Source organism: Arthrobacter sp. JUb119, assembly GCF_024807995.1.
Classification (GTDB): Bacteria; Actinomycetota; Actinomycetes; order Actinomycetales; family Micrococcaceae; genus Glutamicibacter.
The window spans coordinates 429,231-444,351 of the sequence record NZ_JANUFE010000003.1 but is presented as its reverse complement, the minus strand read 5'-3'; the positions used below and the strand labels follow the sequence as shown (position 1 = coordinate 444,351).

Here is a 15,121-nt window from a genome sequence, read left to right as displayed (position 1 = left end):
CTAGCTGGTCTTCGCCAGATCCTTGGTCAGCACGTAGCGAGTCAGCGGGTCCTGGACGTAGCCCTGGACCTTGGCTCCCACGCCGTCGATAGCCTGCTCGTTGACCAGCCAGACGTTCGCTGCATCGTCGGCGAGCAGATTGCCTGCCTGGCGGTACAGGTCGTGGCGCTGGGCCTCGTCCTTCTCTGCCAGTGCCTGGCCGATCAGCTGGTCGTAGTCCTTGTTGCAGTAGTGGCTCAGGTTGTAGCCGCCCTCGCAGGTGTAGTCGGACTGCAGGAAGCCGATCGGATCAGCGATGTCGATCATCCGGTTGCGCTGGCTGAGGATCATGTCGTAGTTGCCGGCCAGTACATCCGGCTCCGCGGCGCCATAGGATTTGGTCACCACGTTTGCCTGCAAGCCGATCTGCTTGAACTGCTCCTGGATGATGGCGCCTACCCCGGCGAACTCCGCGCGTTCGGTGATCGCAATGATTTCCAGCGGCTTGTCCTGCTTGTATCCGGAAGCTTCCACCAGCTTCTTGGCTTCTTCGATATTCACCTGCGGTACGGCCAGATCCGGGTTGGCCCACGGCTCGCTCGGGGCGAAGGGGCCGGTGGCAGGCTGCGCTGCGCCTTCGTAGATGCTGGCGGCCATGGCCGGCAGGTCCAAGGCCATGGTGGCGGCCTTGCGCAGCTCCCGGTTCTCGAATGGAGCGCGCGAGTTGTTCAGGTACAAGGTCGAGGTGCGAGGCGAGTCGGCCTTGAGCACGCTGATCTTGCTATCGGCTTCCAGAGCCGCCAGGCTGGTGGCCGGGATGGACATGGAAATGTCCGCTTCACCGGTCTGCACCTGGGTGGCGCGGGTGGCGCCTTCGGTGATGTAGCGGATTTCGCCGCCAGCCAGCTTCACCTCTCCGTCCCAGTAATTCTCATTGCGGTCCAAGGTCAGGGACTGCCCGGCTTTTTCGGAGACCGGGGCAAAGGGTCCGGTGCAGTGCTTCATCGGGTCGATGCCCTTGCCGGTGTACGCGGCAGGGGAAAGCACGCCGGCGTTCACGCTGGCCATGCGGTAGGGCAGCAACGGATCCGCGGCGGGGGTGGTGACGCGCACGGTATCAGCGTCGACGGCCTGGACCTTCTTGATGGTCTTGGGGTTCACCGCACGGGCTGGAGCGGTGGCCTTAAGGACGTGGTTCAGCGAGCCGGCAACGGCCTTGGCATCCATGGCGGTGCCATCCTGGAACAGCACGTTCTTGCGCAGCTCGAAATCCCATTCGGTATCCGAGGACTGCTTCCAGGAAGCAGCGAGCATCGGTTCAACGGTTTTGGTGCTCTGGTTGTATTTGGCCAGGGTTTCCAAGCAACCGGCGATGGAGAGCACATAGGCGTCGTCGCTTTCCAGCGCCCAATTGGATACCGGGGCGCGGAAATTGGCCACAATCACGCGGGCTTCCGAGTCCGCGGCTTGTTCCGGGGCGGAGCTCGCAGGGGTGGAGCTGCAGGCGGTCAGCGCCAGGGCAATGGCAGCAAAACCTGCGGCAGCGCTCAATCGTCCAAGTTTCATGGAAATCCTTCGGCATTACGTGATGGATTGGCATCTAATGCAATAGAGCCTCGGTAAGCGTACCCTAATTAGTTGACTCGTTTTGCTGATTATGGCCCGGCAAGGAAAGCGGAGGAAAAGCCCCCGCAGGGAGCCTGGGAAGAGTGGAAGCTGAGTAGTGCAAACTTGGGGTGCCCCGTGGAAATTCTGCGAGGGCAGCGCGTCATGTGTCGCAGTTCACGCACCCTGGGTCTGCAGGCCTGAACGCCTCACGAGCGATGCGCCAAGCCAGGAAGCAACGACCAGCGGAATGATGAGAACCAGCCACGGCAGGAATCCGGGGACGTGGCCCTGGCCGGCCTGGGACAAGAGCCAGCCCACCAGCAAATTCCCCAGTAGCACCGCCAGGCCGCCGCAACTGGACAGCAAGCCGAAGTAGGATCCGGTACCCCGGTGTCCGGCGAATCCGGGAACGAGCGAAAGAGCTGCAGGGTGCACGCTCATATGCCCCAAGGCCAGCAGGGTGACCGCGCACAAGATGCGTACCGCCGCGGTATTCTCGCCAAAAGCCGTGGCGGGGAGAAATGCGAGTACGCCGAACCCCAGGGCGCTGGAGAAATATCCGCAACGCAGGGTCGCCGCCGAGCCGATCCGTGCGGCGAGCCATGCGATGGGCAATTGCAAGCCCAGAGTTAGCACGGAGATCCACGCGAAAACCAGTCCCAGCCACTGGGTGGGCAGGCCGGTGCGTTCCAATTCCAGGGGAATGGCCAAATAGAGCTGGTTGTATGCCAGCAGGTCCGAGGCATGCAAGGCGCAGAAGGCCACGAATTTCCGGTCCGCCAGGCAACGGCGCAGGCTGCCAGGCTGGGCCGGCCGCTTGGCCCGGGATCCAGCATGATCCAGCGAAGTGACTTCCGGAGCGTAGCGGCGCAATGTCGCAGCCAGGAACAGTCCGATGGCGATGAAGAAGATTGCCCCGAAACCTGCAACGGCCGCGAACCCCCAATCCCACAAGGCCGCTCCCACCAGCGGTCCAGCCACCGCGCCGATTTCTCCGGTGACGCTCAGCCACGCAAAGAGCGTGGCCCGCTTGGCTCCCGTGGGCTGGCCCCTGTCGCGCGCGGTCTGGGCCGCACCCACCAGAATGCTCAGGCCCGGAGAGAAAAGTGCCCCGCCGAATCCGGTGAGCAATGTGCCAAGGATGAACAACCAGAGCTTCGGGTCACCCAAGGATAGGGAGGCGGCCAGCGTGAAGAACCCGGCGGCGCGCACTGCGCAGCCAATGAGGATCATGCGCCGGGCGCCGAAGCGATCGGCCAGGCTGCCTCCGGCCAGGAAGAGGCCCTGCTGGGCGAAGGTCCGGATGCCCAGGATCAGGCCCACCGCGGCGCCTGCCAACAGGAAGTCGTTGGCCAGCACTACGGCAAGAAAGGGAACCACGGCGTAGAAGCCGATATTGAACAGCGTCTGGGTTCCCAGCAGTACCGGGACTTCGAAGCGGGACGTGCTGGTTTTCATGGACCTCGGGGAACGGGCAGGTGCGCTGCGGGCAGATCGGGCGGACTCTTTGATCTTAGCCAACTCCGGTGCCCTGGGACGGGTCCTGCCCGCCGGGGCTGCCCGGCAGGATCCGTACCGGTCCGAGGAAACTTGCTGCCCTGTCCAAGACGCCATCCATCGCCTTCAGCTCGCATTCCCAGAGCGTCAGCGATTCCCAGCCAAGTGCCGCCAGGCTATCGCGATTGCGCTGGTCCCGGGCGATGTTGGCATCCAGCTTGGGGTTCCAGTACCCGGTATTGGATGCGGGGCGCCGCTGGCCCACCGGGCAGTCGTGGCCGTGCCAGAAGCAGCCGTTGACGAAGATGGCCTTGCGCCGGGCGCTGAAGACCAGATCCGGGGATCCGGGAAGCTTTCCGCCCCGCAGCGGGATGCCGGGATGCGCAGCACGCAGCTGGGCAACTTGCCGTGCGGGCAGGACGCCGTGCACGCTGTAGCGGTACCCGGCGGCATGCAGCAACCGGCGCAGGACCAGTTCCGGTCCGGTGTTCTTGCTGGAGATGCGCGACATGAGCGCCGAACGCTGCGCCGCCGACATGATGTCCATAGTCCATTGTGCGCCGCGAACAGGCCGCGCACTGCTGGCTGGGCTTTGGCTGGATGGCTTGCCGGTGCCATCGGATGAAACCTCTTGCAACGGTTCCCAAACCTTGGCTGCCGCAGTAGCTTGGAGCTGGAATGGCCGGCCGGGATCGGGCCGGTCGGCAACAGGCAGAAGAATCGAGGGGGAGCCATGCGCGCAGCACGGTACTACGGCCAGAAGGACATCCGGATCGAGGACATCGATGAGCCGGTGCTGAAGCCCGGAACGGTGGCCATCGACGTGGCCTGGTGCGGCATCTGCGGCACCGATCTGCACGAATACCTGGAGGGCCCGATCTTCATCCCGCCGGCCGGGCATCCGCACCCGATCTCGGGAGAGAGCGCGCCGGTGACCATGGGCCATGAGTTCTCCGGAACCATTACCGCCCTGGGCGAGGGCGTCACCGGACTTGAAGTCGGCGAGCACGTCGTGGTGGAACCGTACATCATCCATGAAGATGTGGACACCGGCAAGGGCCAGCAGTACCAGCTCTCCGAGGACATGAACTTCATCGGCCTGGGCGGTCGCGGCGGAGGGCTATCGGAGAAAATTGTCGTGGAACGCCGCTGGGTGCATCCGATCGGCAAGATTCCCCTGGATGAGGCCGCGCTGATCGAGCCGCTGTCGGTGGCCCACCACGCCTTCGTCCGCTCCGGGGCGAAGGCCGGGCAGGTGGCGATCGTGGGCGGTGCCGGCCCGATCGGCCTCCTGACCGCAGCGGTGCTTAAGGCCAAAGGGCTGACGGTCTACATCTCGGAACTCTCCGAGGCCCGCAAGGCGAAGGCGCGGGAAACCGGGGTTGCCGACGAGGTCTTTGATCCGAGGGACGGGGACGTGGCGGACAAGGTGCGCGAGGCGACCGGAGGACGCGGGGCCGATGCCGGATTCGAGTGCTCCTCGGTCCCGGTGGTGCTGGATATGCTCCTGGACGCGGTGGCTCCCGGCGGGGTGATCGTCAACGTTTCGATTTGGGGGCATAAGCCGCAAGTGGACATGCCCAAGCTGGTCTTGAAGGAAATCGACCTGCGCGGCACCATCGGCTACGCCAATGACCATCCGGACACCATTGCCCTGGTGCAAAGCGGCAAACTGGACCTGGCCCCGTTCATCACCGGGCGCATCGGGCTCGACGAGCTGGTTTCCGAAGGGTTCGACCAGCTGATCAACAACAATGAGGAACACGTGAAGATCATTGTTGATCCGCGGGCCTAGCCTGCAGCTATCGGGGCCAGTTGGATCACTGGCACTGGCCCCCTGGCTGCGGCTAGTGGTGGTGTTCTGCCTGTTTCATTTTCCCAATGATTCCCGGGTCGATGTCTCCCGAACGATGAGCGCCGTGCTCGGAATGCGGTACCGCGAGTTCTCCAGCGGACGAAGCTGCCAACCCCAAACTGGCAACCGCCGCAACCGCAACCGAACCGGCAAACATGCTCCCGAGGACAACTAGGCTGCTGGAACGCACTGCCCGGTGCGGATAGTTCTTCCGCCGCTTGCGCTGCCACACGAAGACCGCCAGCACCGACAGCTCAAGCAGCAGCAAGGAAGCAATCGTGAGATCCAGATTCTTCGCTTCCTCCGGGAACCCCCAAAGGCCGGCAACAATGCTGGCTAAATGCACGGAGGAGACGAGCGCCAGGCAGGGGACCGCAAGCTTCACGGCAGGGGCCGCTGCCTTCAGCAGGCTGGCAACGGCGTACACCAGCGCCACCCCGGCCCAGGCCGCGGATGCTATCGCGCCGAGCCACGCCCACCACGGTGCCGGGGCGGACCCGACCCCGAATGCCGATGCCAGGCTGGCGGAGGAGGCCGCGGCCAGCGCCGCGACTCCCAGTCCGGCGATCCCGGCATAGAGGCCGCCGAAGGCAACGGAGCTCGCAACTGCATCTCGCCCTTGGATGGCAGGTTCGGTGGCAGGCTCCGTGGCCTCATGGGAAATCATGACCGTGCAGTATGGGCTGCTGGCGTCCGGTCCTGGGACAGGCCTACCGACAGCAGGACAATCGCGCTGGCTAGATGCAGGACGTTATCCGCACCGTTCAGGGCAATGATGTTCAGTGCTGTAGAGGCCAAGAAGAGGCCGAGGATGCCAACCAGGAGGTAGACGGCGCCCACCGTGGTGTTGGCGAGCTTGGAAGCGCGCACGGATCCGAGCCCAGCGATGAGCAGTGCTGCGCCGATGGCCAGGTGGATGACGTTGTGAAGTGGATTGACCTCGAAAATGATCAGCTTCCCGCCCTCTGTTGCGAAGAAATCCACGCCGGCAGTGACAAGGAACCCGAGCAGGCCGACAAGGAGGTACACGGCCCCGAAAATCGTTGCGAGCAAGCGGTTAGGCGATGTGCGCATGGCAATCAGTCCTTCCTGGGACACGGATTCTAGTCCGTGTCGAGTTCTGCGGGTTCCGGAAGGAACCCTGTAGAAGTTCTTCGGAGAAGGACGGAAGGCGGATTGGTCTTGATTGGACTTATTTGCCGGCACCGGAGGCACCCAAGGATGCGGTAGGCGTTTTCGCATTGGTGTTCGGTTGGGGACGCTCTGGATCCCTCGGCAAGGAAGCTGATGCGTTGAGAGAGCGAGCCGAAGATGCGTTGGGCCGAAACAGCGAATAGCAGGTCATCGTGGATCTGCGGGCTTCATCTTCTCGCTGCCAGACGCTTCGCGACTATGAGCTGAGTTTCATCTGCTCGTAAGCATCCAATGCAGCCTGCCGCGATTGCTTCAGGTCCACAATGGGCTCCGCGGCCAGCGGCGCGAATCGAGCCGTGTAGCTTCCCTGGGGATCGAATTTCTTGGCCTGCAGTTCCGGGTTGAACACCCTGAAGTACGGTGCCGCGTCGGCGCCGCTTCCAGCGACCCACTGCCAATTGGCAGTATTGCTGGCGAGATCCGCATCTACCAAGGTGTCCCAGAACCAGCGCTCGCCGACCTTCCAATGCACTTGCAGGTTCTTGACCAGCAGGCTGGCTGCCACCATCCGCACCCGGTTATGCATCCATCCGGTCTGCCAAAGCTGCTGCATGCCGGCGTCCACTAGACCGAAACCGGTGCGTCCTTGTTGCCAACAGCTCATATATTCCGCGGCCTGCGGGTCTGCCTCAGGCCAGGCCCAGTCGAAATGATCGAACTGCGCACGCAGATTCCGCTCCGGAAGCTGCGGGTGATGGTAGTACAGGTGCCAGCAGAAATCCCGCCAGGCGAGCTGGCGGCGCATCGCGGTGGCACCGTCGGAAGCCTCGGGATTTACGGCGGCCAGACGGCCCAGCGCCTCCCACATCTGGCTTGCGCTGACATGCCCCCAGCGCAAGGCGGGGGAGAGGGCAGACGTTCCGTCCAGATCGGGGCGGTCATGGTGCTCCGGGTAGTCTTCGGCGATCGATTCCAGCACCTGCTCCAGGCGCTGGCGCGCAGGCGCTTCTCCGGGTTCCCATTGCGCGGCGAGCCCGTGAATCCAGTCCAAAGCCGGCAATAATTCCAAGCTCTCCAACTCGTCGCTGGCGGGAAGATTAGTGTCCGGGAGGGGTTCTTGTGCCTGTGGCGCGGGCAACGGAGGCCGGATCTCGCTGTCGCGCAACGCGTTGTAGAAGGGCGTGAAGACCTTGTAGCCGGTGTTGTTCTTGGTCAGCAGCTCCCAGGGCTCATGCAGGAGCGTCCCGCTGTAGCTGCGGGCGTGGACGCCTCGCGCGTGGAGGTCCTGCTTGATCTGCATGTCGACGGCGCGTTCGGCGTGGCCGTAGCGGCGGTTCCAGTGCACGGTCTGCACGTTGCCTTCGTGCACGAGTTCGCTGATGATCCCGGCGGCCGGGCCTTGGCGCAGGATGAGCGGGATTTCCAGTTTTTCCAGCGATCGGCGAAGGTCCTCCAGCGCCTGATGCAGCCACCATTTGGCCGCGCCACCCAGCGGGCGGATGCCGGCAGATGCCTGGTCCAGGACATATACCGCGATCACCGGACCGGAAGAAAGCGCGGCATCCAACGCTGGGTGATCGCTGGTGCGCAGATCATCGCGGAACCATACCAGCTGGGCAGGCAAAGCAGGCTGAGTCATTTGGAGTTCTCCATGGACTCATCCTAGTGGTTATTTAGCTTAGCTAGCTAAATTCTGGTGGATGCCCCGCCTAGCTCGGCGGTTACCGGGCATAGCAAGAGGCTGGTGGTTCCAATCAGTGATTGCACGCACCAGCCTCTTTCCGCGCCTAGGGATCAGGAGCCGTTACCCATATCCTTGGCCGTGTCCTTTGCTTCGCTGTGCAGATGCTCGGCTTCGGAGTTGGCTTCGGATTTGACGGTCTGCACGGATTCCTGGGCGTAATCCCGCAGGTCCTCTGCGGCCTGTCGCGCAGGCTCCCGCAGGTCTTCGGCAATCTGTTTCGCCGCATCCTTGGCCTCTTCGGCCAGCGGTTCTGCCTTGTCCTTGACCCGCTGGACCAGCTCGGCTTCTTTCTGGGTCCCCGGAAGCAGCGACGAGGCCAGCAGTCCTGCCCCGAAGGCGATGATTCCGGCGGCCAGCGGATTGCCCTTGGTCTGCTCCACCACCCTGTGCGGTGCGTCCCTGACGGCTTCCGCGGCGTCTTCACTGTAGTGGTGCAGCTGGTCACTTGTTGATTCACTGGTTCCCATGACGGAGTCCTTCACCTTCCTGAATGAGTCCTTGACCTTTTCGGATTGTCGGTGGGCAATGTGGCTGGGACTGACCCTGTCGGCAATCGCATCCACATCCTGTTGCATGTCGCCTCGTGTCTGGGCGATTTCCGCGCGGAGTTCTTCTGAATTCTTGCTCATGGTGCATCATCCTTCGGAGTAAAAGCTGATGGAATCCTCTTGACTGTCTCGGCCGTATTAGGCAGTCCCTTGATCTCTTGCATCTTCTTCTTGGCTGCGCTTGCCAAGACCAGACCGATCACCGCCCAGAGGGCGGCGACCACCAAGGCCGAGAAGCCGTAGCCAATCCAGAGCGACAATCCGAAGAAAGCCGCAACGGAAAGAAATAGCAAGACGAAATGGCCGGCAACACCGGCACCGGCATACATGCCTGCACCCTTGCCGGCGGAGCTGGCCGACTCCTTCAACTCCGTCTTTGCCAGCTCGATCTCTTGGCGAACCAGCAGCGATACGTTCTGGGTCAGGTCATTGAACAGGGCGCCGAGGGAACTGCGTTCATGTTCTGCGGAATCGGGATCTGGCGTCGTGTGAGTCATCGAATGCTCCTAGCGGTAGTCGGTGCTGCGCGGATCCCCAGGAGGGTAGGAGCGCAGCGGGTCAACATCCACCGAATCGTCATGCAGCGGGTTGCCTGCCGAATCCACGCGGGTGGTTCCCTGGAAGGACGGGGCAACCCGAACCGGACCTGGCCCGTCAACGCCCGAGGCGTTCGGTGCGCTGGTGGTGCCGGGGCGTGGTTCCTGGTCGCGGTGCCCTGTGGTGTTTTTCGGCTCGCTGGCATTCCGGGTCATACGTCCTGCCAGCAGCCCAGCGCCCAGCGCCAGCCCCAAGAAGGCGGCAGGGCGTTTGCGTGCAAAGCCCTTGACCTCATCCAGCAAGTCATGCGGCTCGCGCTGTTCGAGCCAATCGGCGGCCTGTCCGCTGTGATGCGAAGCCTGGTCCACCAGCATGGAGGCGGTTCCGCTCGCGCTGGACTGGTCGAGCATGGCGCGGAACTCATCGCTGATGTCGCGCAGGTTGGCCGCGACCTTGCGCTGCTGCGCGGAGGTCTGCTCCTTCAGGTCGGAGCCGAGTTCATCCCACAGATGGGTGGCCTGGTCCTTGGCCTGATCAGCGAGCATCGAGGCTTCCTGCTTGGCGCTGTCAAGTACGTGGGTGGCGGATTCCTGGCCCTCGCGCGCCAGATCCTGGGCTGCCTGCGCTTTGCCCGACGTACTGCCGCTTCCTGCGGACTGCAGGTCATCGGAATCATGCGCGTCGGCCGGTACCGGTTCGACAGTGCCCGAAGGGAACAGGTCGGTTTGCGGCTCGGTCAACGGATCCGGATCGTTCAAGCCGTGGCGGACGGTTCCGGGTTGCGGGGTGCTGCGCGGGTCATCGGGGAATGGATTCGAACTGGTGTGATCGTTGGTGCTCATGTCTTCCCTTCCTCTGCTGCTGTCGTCAGCTGCGGGTGGCGCGGCAGGTGGCCGCGCATCCGGCTCCGCAGTCCGTGCGGAGCGCTGCTGGTTGCCTACGACGCTAGGCAAGAGCGCGCCGCAGGTCACAGATCGCGGCCAATCCGCAGGAAGCATTCAGGTTCGGTGGCGACAGCTCGGAGCTTCCAGGAAAGCAGGAGGCAAGCGAGTAGGATCGAGCCGGATCCCGAGCGTCCAGCGCACCACCCGGCGCAGCTGCGAGGAGTCCAGCAGTACTGCAATCCCTGCTGCGGCCCAGTTCGCAGCTTTGGAGGAGCAGCGGCACTTTCCGTGGCGAACACGCCAATACCCGACGAGTCCGGGGCATTGGCGACGGGAGCTGGAAGACTGGGCGCTAAGTGTCCAACAAGCGAATCTTCGAAGGAGCACCATGTCCACTTATGCCGTTACCAATCCCGCCACCGGCGTAGTCGAAGCAACCTACCCGACTGCCACCGATGCGCAGATCCAGGATGCCATCGCCGAGGCGCACAACGCCTACACCCAGTGGTCGGTCTCCGCGCTTCAGGAACGCGTCGCCCTGCTGGAGCGGGTGGCTGACATCTACGAGGCACGCGCCGATCAGCTGGCCGCGATCATCACCCGCGAGATGGGCAAGCCCATCAAGCAGTCGCTGGGGGAAATCGGCATCGTGGCGGCGATCTACCGCTACTACGCCAAGAACGGTCCGGGGTACCTGGCCGACGAGGAGCTGGAGATCGCTTCGGGCGGCAAGGCGCTGGTGCGCAAGGAAGCGGTCGGTGCGCTGCTGGGCATCATGCCGTGGAATTTCCCGTACTACCAGGTGGCACGCTTCGCCGGGCCGAACCTGATGAACGGCAACACCATCCTGCTCAAGCACGCGCCGCAGTGCCCGGAGTCGGCGCTGGCCATGGAGGAGATCTTCAAGGAAGCAGGAGCCCCGCAAGGCGCGTATGTGAACATCTTCGCCACCAATGACCAGGTCGCGGACATCATCGCCGACCGCCGGGTGCAGGGAGTATCCCTGACCGGTTCCGAGCGCGCCGGAGCGGCCGTGGCAGAGATTGCCGGGCGCAACCTGAAGAAGGTGGTGCTGGAACTGGGCGGCTCGGATCCATTCGTGGTCTTCGACGACGCGGACGTGGCGCGCACCGCCAAGCTGGGCATGCGCGCCCGCTTCGGGAACACCGGCCAGGCCTGCAACGCGGCCAAGCGCTTCATCATCGATTCCTCGGTCTACGAGGACTTCTCCCAAGCGCTGGTGGAGCAGGTGGCCGGAATCAAGGTGGGCGACCCGGCCCAGCCGGAGAACTTCCTTGGCCCGCTGTCCTCGGCCGCGGCCCGCGACGGCTTGGCCGCACAGGTGCAGGATGCCATCGACAAGGGTGCCCAGGTCCTGGCCGGCGGCAAGCCGATCCAGGGCGAGGGCGCATTCTACGAGCCGACCATCCTTGCCGGGGTGACCCCCGAGATGCGTGCCTTCTCCGAGGAGCTCTTCGGCCCGGTCGCCGTGCTCTACAAGGTGGATGGCGAAGAAGAAGCCGTGGCCCTGGCCAACAACACCGACTACGGGCTGGGAGCTTCCATCCACACCCAGGACATGGAACGCGCAGAGCGCGTTTCCGTGCAGCTGCAAAGCGGCATGGTGGCCGTCAACGAGCCTTCGGCTTCCTACCCTGAGCTGCCTTTTGGCGGCGTGAAGCGCTCGGGCATCGGCCGCGAGCTGGGCAAGTACGGCATGGACGAATTCATCAACCACAAGCTGGTGAAGATCGCCGGGCGCTAAGCCAGGGGAGTGCGGCAACGGTCCTGGCTTTCCCGGAGAATTCCGGAAAAAGCCAGGACCGTTGGTCGAAAATGGCCTATATGAGGTTAGCAACGAGTCGTTGAATCAGCGGCACCTGGGCGGGACCTCCGGTGCCCCGGCAGTTAGCTGCGCGTCATCGCCAGCGGCCACTGTTCTTCCGGGGTGAAGACTGGCAGGGCATTGGCAATGGCCGTGTGGGTCCAGTACCGAACCCGGAAAGCCAGCATTCCTTTTTCCTCCGCTTGCTCGAAGAGCGTGCAGATCCGGGTATTCGCAGGAGTCTCATCGACGATTCGAAGAGCACCGTTGGGAGGCGAGACATGGATGAAACGAAGCTGCTCGCCTTGGCCGTCCAGTATCGCCACGAGAACAGCGCAATTGTGAACGGAAGCGAGGCCCATGACGTCGTCTACCGGCTCGTTGAGTTGTGCAATGATCACGGGCATTCCTTGGATCCACCCGTACTCACTCAAATGGGAGCGTCCTTCGCGCGATCCCAGGAGTTCGGCGACACGTTCAGCAGTCTTGGACCTGACTATACGTCCTGGCATGAGTACTACCTCCACTTTGTTCGTAACTTTCGAGTAAGCCCCCATAAGTCACGCCACTTCGCAGATTGCGGATTAGCCTGCCGGCAGGCAAGGCTCGCCGTCGTTGAGAAGCGGAGTGTGTTTCAAACCTAGGCCATTTCATCTGCGACCGGGAGGGGTGGCCCTGGGCTCCTAGCTTTTTTTCAGTCAAAGAGGAGCGCTTTTTGAACTTATTTCCCGGCCTAGCCAGTAGTTTGTTTGGTCTGCCGCGGACTGCCCGTCGCTAGGCCACGCATGTACGCCGGAACGGACCGCATTTCCAAGGTCCACAGCCGTGCTTGCTGTTCGCCGCAGCTGCGGGCAGATCGTTGCCGCTTCCAGAGCCAGTTGTGATGTCCAGGGACAGTGTTCTGCCCCCGCGCGCAACGACGTCGTGCCGATTAGGGACGTGTCTATCCACACCACGCGCAGTCGAGCGCTGTAGAGTTCGGGATATGTCGAGTCCCGAGTCAGACAAGTCCGGGGTTGTCGGTCACACCGCCAGCCCCTTCAACCAGTAGTTACGACGCCCACGATCTGTGTGGGCGTATGTCTGGCGTACCCGGGGTGCTGGCCGTGGTGACAAGAAGAACCATTTCTTGATTTCTCACCTCGGAGTACTCGATGCCTTTTGCTCTCTACATGCTTGCCTTGGCGGTTTTCGTCATGGGCACTTCAGAATTCATGCTCGCGGGATTGCTCCCCGCGATCGCGACCGAGCTTGACGTCTCGGTCGGCACGGCGGGCCTGCTGACTTCGGCCTTCGCGATCGGTATGGTCATCGGCGCGCCAGTGATGGCGGCATTCGCTCGCCGTTGGCCACCGCGGCTCACGTTGATCGTCTGCCTTCTCGTGTTCGCGGGAAGCCACGTCATCGGAGCGATGACACCCGTGTTCGCTCTCCTCCTCATCACCCGGGTGCTCAGCGCTCTTGCAAACGCAGGATTCCTCGCCGTAGCACTGAGCACGGCCACTACTCTCGTGCCAGCGAACCAGAAGGGGCGTGCACTGTCGATCCTGCTCTCCGGCACGACGATCGCAACCGTCGCGGGTGTCCCCGCTGGGTCTCTGCTCGGCACAGCGTTGGGCTGGCGAACGACGTTCTGGGCAGTCGCCATCCTCTGTATTCCGGCGGTCTTCGGAGTCGTTCGAGGGATCACGAACAATGCCGGTCAGACCGCAACTGCCGGGTCCTCGCCAAGGCTTCGTGCCGAGCTCAGCCAGTTGGCGACGCCGCGGCTCATCCTGGCCATGGCACTTGGAGCGCTGATCAACGGAGGGACCTTTGCGGCGTTCACCTTCCTCGCCCCCGTAGTGACCGAGACTGCGGGGATGGCTGATGGGTGGGTGTCCTTCGCACTGGTGATGTTCGGCGTCGGATCATTCCTTGGCGTCACGATCGCTGGGCGACTGTCAGATCAACGCCCCGGCGTCGTGCTTGCAGTCGGCGGCCCGCTGCTGCTGACAGGATGGATCGGATTGGCATTGGTCGCGTCGCATCCCGTTGCGCTTATCGTCCTCGTCTTCGTTCAGGGCTTCCTGTCGTTCGGCGTTGGCAGCACCTTGATCACGCGTGTGCTGTATGCAGCGTCGGCTGCTCCAACGATGGGCGGTTCGTACGCAACCGCGGCATTGAACCTCGGTGCCGCGGCGGGTCCTGTGCTTGGCGCGTTCGGGCTCGCGGCAGGGTTGGGGGTGCTCGCGCCGGTCTGGGTGGCCGCGGCATTGGCGGCGGCCGCGCTCTTGACCATGGTGCTGAGCCGGCGCACGCTTTTGGAAACCACTGCGGAGGCCAATCGATGACTGATCCAAATGCGCTGCTCACGCCTCGTACCCGTCTCCGGATAGCCCGTCTGATTGTTGAAGACGGCTATCCGGCCACGATGGCAGCGAAGATGTATATGCTCTCTCCGATCACTGCCCGGAAGGGGGCCGGTCGTTGACGGGAAGAGGGTGGGCATGGGATGCAGGATCGCTCCAGCAGGCCGCATTGCAGTCCAGGCAGGACGCCCGAGCATGCCTAGAAGAAGCAGATCATCAATCTGCGCTTGCGACTTCGGCTGGTCCAGCCCAGATCGCTGCGTGACTTGGTCTCCCGGCGTCCATGGTTCACGCGGTCCTCGCCCGTTGCCGCGTGAACCGCCTCTCCCTTATCGATCGTGTCACTGGTGAGCCCTTGCGGCGATATGGACACCCTTATCCGGGATCGTTGATCCATGTCGATGTCACGAAGTTCGGGAATATCCCCGACGGTGGTGGACATCGTTACGTTGGTCGACAGCAAGGCGCACGGAACAGAACCGCCACTCCGGGACTGCCCAGAGGCAAAGACCACAAGCCGCGGACTGGAACGGCGTTCGTTCACACAGTGATCGACGACCACCCCCGAGCCGCTTATGCAGAGATCTGCATGGACGAGCGGGCAAGCGCAGCGGTGGGAGTTCTCGAACGCGCTGTGGCCTGGTTCGCTGAACGGGGCGTGACCGTCGAGCGAGTCCTATCCGACAACGGGTCGGCCTACAGATCCCACCTTTGGAGGGACTTCTGCGCTCGGATTGGCATCAGACACAAGCGAGCACCTCCCTACCAGCCGCAGACGAACGGGACGATCGAGCGGTTCCACCGCACACTCGGGGGGGCGGGTGGGCTTATGCCAAGTTTTACGGTTCAAACGCCGAGCGATGCCTGGCTCTGCCCGGCTGGCTCCACTTCTACAACCACCACCGACACCACTCAGCGATTGGCTGCGCACCCTTCGCCCGACTAAACAATGTCCCTGGACCTCACAGCTAGTTCAGATTTCATGTCCGATTCATTCTGGGTTGATGGGAAAACCATGAGAATCCATCGGGCAAGCAGATGCAGCCAGGCTACGGGATCTACTGTTTCAGAATCCGCTTACGCAGAACGCAAGCCGCCGAGGCGGATGAAGCTGCGGCCATCCGGAAATTCGCAGCCTAACTGAAAGGGGATTGATCAT

General features: G+C 63.1%; 14 protein-coding genes and 1 pseudogene. 5 read left to right on the top strand and 10 right to left on the bottom strand.

Annotation, left to right across the window (positions count from 1 at the left end; genetic code table 11):
* The 3 genes from M2368_RS11035 to M2368_RS11025 form a co-directional block, all read right to left on the bottom strand.
* Positions 1-1,545, bottom strand: coding sequence for an ABC transporter substrate-binding protein (locus M2368_RS11035; protein ID WP_498724469.1), 1,545 nt, complete (start codon positions 1,543-1,545; stop codon positions 1-3).
* Between the two features lie 216 nt (positions 1,546-1,761).
* Positions 1,762-3,045 (bottom strand): MFS transporter, encoded by a 1,284-nt coding sequence (locus M2368_RS11030; RefSeq protein ID WP_498724468.1) that lies wholly within the window; start codon positions 3,043-3,045, stop codon positions 1,762-1,764.
* Between the two features lie 55 nt (positions 3,046-3,100).
* Positions 3,101-3,631 carry a very short patch repair endonuclease gene (locus M2368_RS11025; RefSeq protein ID WP_219844105.1) on the bottom strand — a complete coding sequence of 177 codons (531 nt, stop codon included), beginning with the start codon at positions 3,629-3,631 and terminating at the stop codon, positions 3,101-3,103.
* A 186-nt stretch (positions 3,632-3,817) separates the two neighbouring features.
* Here M2368_RS11025 and M2368_RS11020 point away from each other — a divergent pair, with 186 nt between their 5' ends.
* Positions 3,818-4,879: a 2,3-butanediol dehydrogenase gene (locus M2368_RS11020; protein ID WP_498724467.1), complete on the top strand. Its 1,062-nt coding sequence runs from the start codon at positions 3,818-3,820 to the stop codon at positions 4,877-4,879.
* Between the two features lie 52 nt (positions 4,880-4,931).
* Here the strand turns inward: M2368_RS11020 and M2368_RS11015 are convergent, their stop codons facing one another.
* From M2368_RS11015 to M2368_RS10990, 6 genes are all read right to left on the bottom strand, one after another.
* Positions 4,932-5,606: a hypothetical protein gene (locus tag M2368_RS11015; protein ID WP_498724466.1), complete on the bottom strand. Its 675-nt coding sequence runs from the start codon at positions 5,604-5,606 to the stop codon at positions 4,932-4,934.
* Positions 5,603-6,013, bottom strand: coding sequence for a DUF4383 domain-containing protein (locus tag M2368_RS11010; protein WP_041650329.1), 411 nt, complete (start codon positions 6,011-6,013; stop codon positions 5,603-5,605). The genes M2368_RS11015 and M2368_RS11010 overlap by 4 nt, the downstream gene beginning before the upstream one ends.
* Before the next feature lie 316 nt (positions 6,014-6,329).
* Positions 6,330-7,712 (bottom strand): cryptochrome/photolyase family protein, encoded by a 1,383-nt coding sequence (locus M2368_RS11005; protein WP_498724464.1) that lies wholly within the window; start codon positions 7,710-7,712, stop codon positions 6,330-6,332.
* Between the two features lie 155 nt (positions 7,713-7,867).
* Positions 7,868-8,446, bottom strand: coding sequence for a DUF3618 domain-containing protein (locus M2368_RS11000; RefSeq protein ID WP_498724463.1), 579 nt, complete (start codon positions 8,444-8,446; stop codon positions 7,868-7,870).
* On the bottom strand, positions 8,443-8,862 hold the full coding sequence (locus M2368_RS10995; RefSeq protein ID WP_066142299.1) for a phage holin family protein: 420 nt from the start codon (positions 8,860-8,862) through the stop codon (positions 8,443-8,445). Before M2368_RS10995 ends, M2368_RS11000 begins: the two co-directional genes overlap by 4 nt.
* Before the next feature lie 9 nt (positions 8,863-8,871).
* Positions 8,872-9,744, bottom strand: coding sequence for a hypothetical protein (locus tag M2368_RS10990; RefSeq protein ID WP_498724462.1), 873 nt, complete (start codon positions 9,742-9,744; stop codon positions 8,872-8,874).
* A 430-nt stretch (positions 9,745-10,174) separates the two neighbouring features.
* On the opposite strand from M2368_RS10990, the gene M2368_RS10985 reads away from it, so the two are divergent.
* Entirely contained in the window at positions 10,175-11,551 is a 1,377-nt protein-coding gene (locus tag M2368_RS10985; protein ID WP_332727745.1) for an NAD-dependent succinate-semialdehyde dehydrogenase, read from the top strand.
* 143 nt (positions 11,552-11,694) lie between these two features.
* Here the strand turns inward: M2368_RS10985 and M2368_RS10980 are convergent, their stop codons facing one another.
* On the bottom strand, positions 11,695-12,012 hold the full coding sequence (locus tag M2368_RS10980; RefSeq protein WP_434689401.1) for a hypothetical protein: 318 nt from the start codon (positions 12,010-12,012) through the stop codon (positions 11,695-11,697).
* 678 nt (positions 12,013-12,690) lie between these two features.
* Between M2368_RS10980 and M2368_RS10975 the strand changes: the two genes are divergently transcribed.
* From M2368_RS10975 to M2368_RS10965, 3 genes and pseudogenes are all read left to right on the top strand, one after another.
* Positions 12,691-12,744, top strand: coding sequence for a chloramphenicol resistance leader peptide (locus M2368_RS10975; RefSeq protein WP_124770126.1), 54 nt, complete (start codon positions 12,691-12,693; stop codon positions 12,742-12,744).
* A gap of 21 nt (positions 12,745-12,765) precedes the next feature.
* Complete coding sequence (locus tag M2368_RS10970) at positions 12,766-13,944, top strand: Cmx/CmrA family chloramphenicol efflux MFS transporter (RefSeq protein ID WP_105662086.1); 1,179 nt, start codon at positions 12,766-12,768, stop codon at positions 13,942-13,944.
* Positions 13,941-14,934: pseudogene (locus M2368_RS10965) on the top strand (DDE-type integrase/transposase/recombinase). Before M2368_RS10970 ends, M2368_RS10965 begins: the two are co-directional and overlap by 4 nt.
* Positions 14,935-15,121 lie beyond the last annotated feature (187 nt).

Coding starts and splice junctions, on each gene's coding strand:
- M2368_RS11035 (WP_498724469.1), bottom strand. CDS start 1,545: ATGAAACTTGGACGATTGAGCGCTGCCGCAGGTTTTGCTGCCATTGCC.
- M2368_RS11030 (WP_498724468.1), bottom strand. CDS start 3,045: ATGAAAACCAGCACGTCCCGCTTCGAAGTCCCGGTACTGCTGGGAACC.
- M2368_RS11025 (WP_219844105.1), bottom strand. CDS start 3,631: ATGGACATCATGTCGGCGGCGCAGCGTTCGGCGCTCATGTCGCGCATC.
- M2368_RS11020 (WP_498724467.1), top strand. CDS start 3,818: ATGCGCGCAGCACGGTACTACGGCCAGAAGGACATCCGGATCGAGGAC.
- M2368_RS11015 (WP_498724466.1), bottom strand. CDS start 5,606: ATGATTTCCCATGAGGCCACGGAGCCTGCCACCGAACCTGCCATCCAA.
- M2368_RS11010 (WP_041650329.1), bottom strand. CDS start 6,013: ATGCGCACATCGCCTAACCGCTTGCTCGCAACGATTTTCGGGGCCGTG.
- M2368_RS11005 (WP_498724464.1), bottom strand. CDS start 7,712: ATGACTCAGCCTGCTTTGCCTGCCCAGCTGGTATGGTTCCGCGATGAT.
- M2368_RS11000 (WP_498724463.1), bottom strand. CDS start 8,446: ATGAGCAAGAATTCAGAAGAACTCCGCGCGGAAATCGCCCAGACACGA.
- M2368_RS10995 (WP_066142299.1), bottom strand. CDS start 8,862: ATGACTCACACGACGCCAGATCCCGATTCCGCAGAACATGAACGCAGT.
- M2368_RS10990 (WP_498724462.1), bottom strand. CDS start 9,744: ATGAGCACCAACGATCACACCAGTTCGAATCCATTCCCCGATGACCCG.
- M2368_RS10985 (WP_332727745.1), top strand. CDS start 10,175: ATGTCCACTTATGCCGTTACCAATCCCGCCACCGGCGTAGTCGAAGCA.
- M2368_RS10970 (WP_105662086.1), top strand. CDS start 12,766: ATGCCTTTTGCTCTCTACATGCTTGCCTTGGCGGTTTTCGTCATGGGC.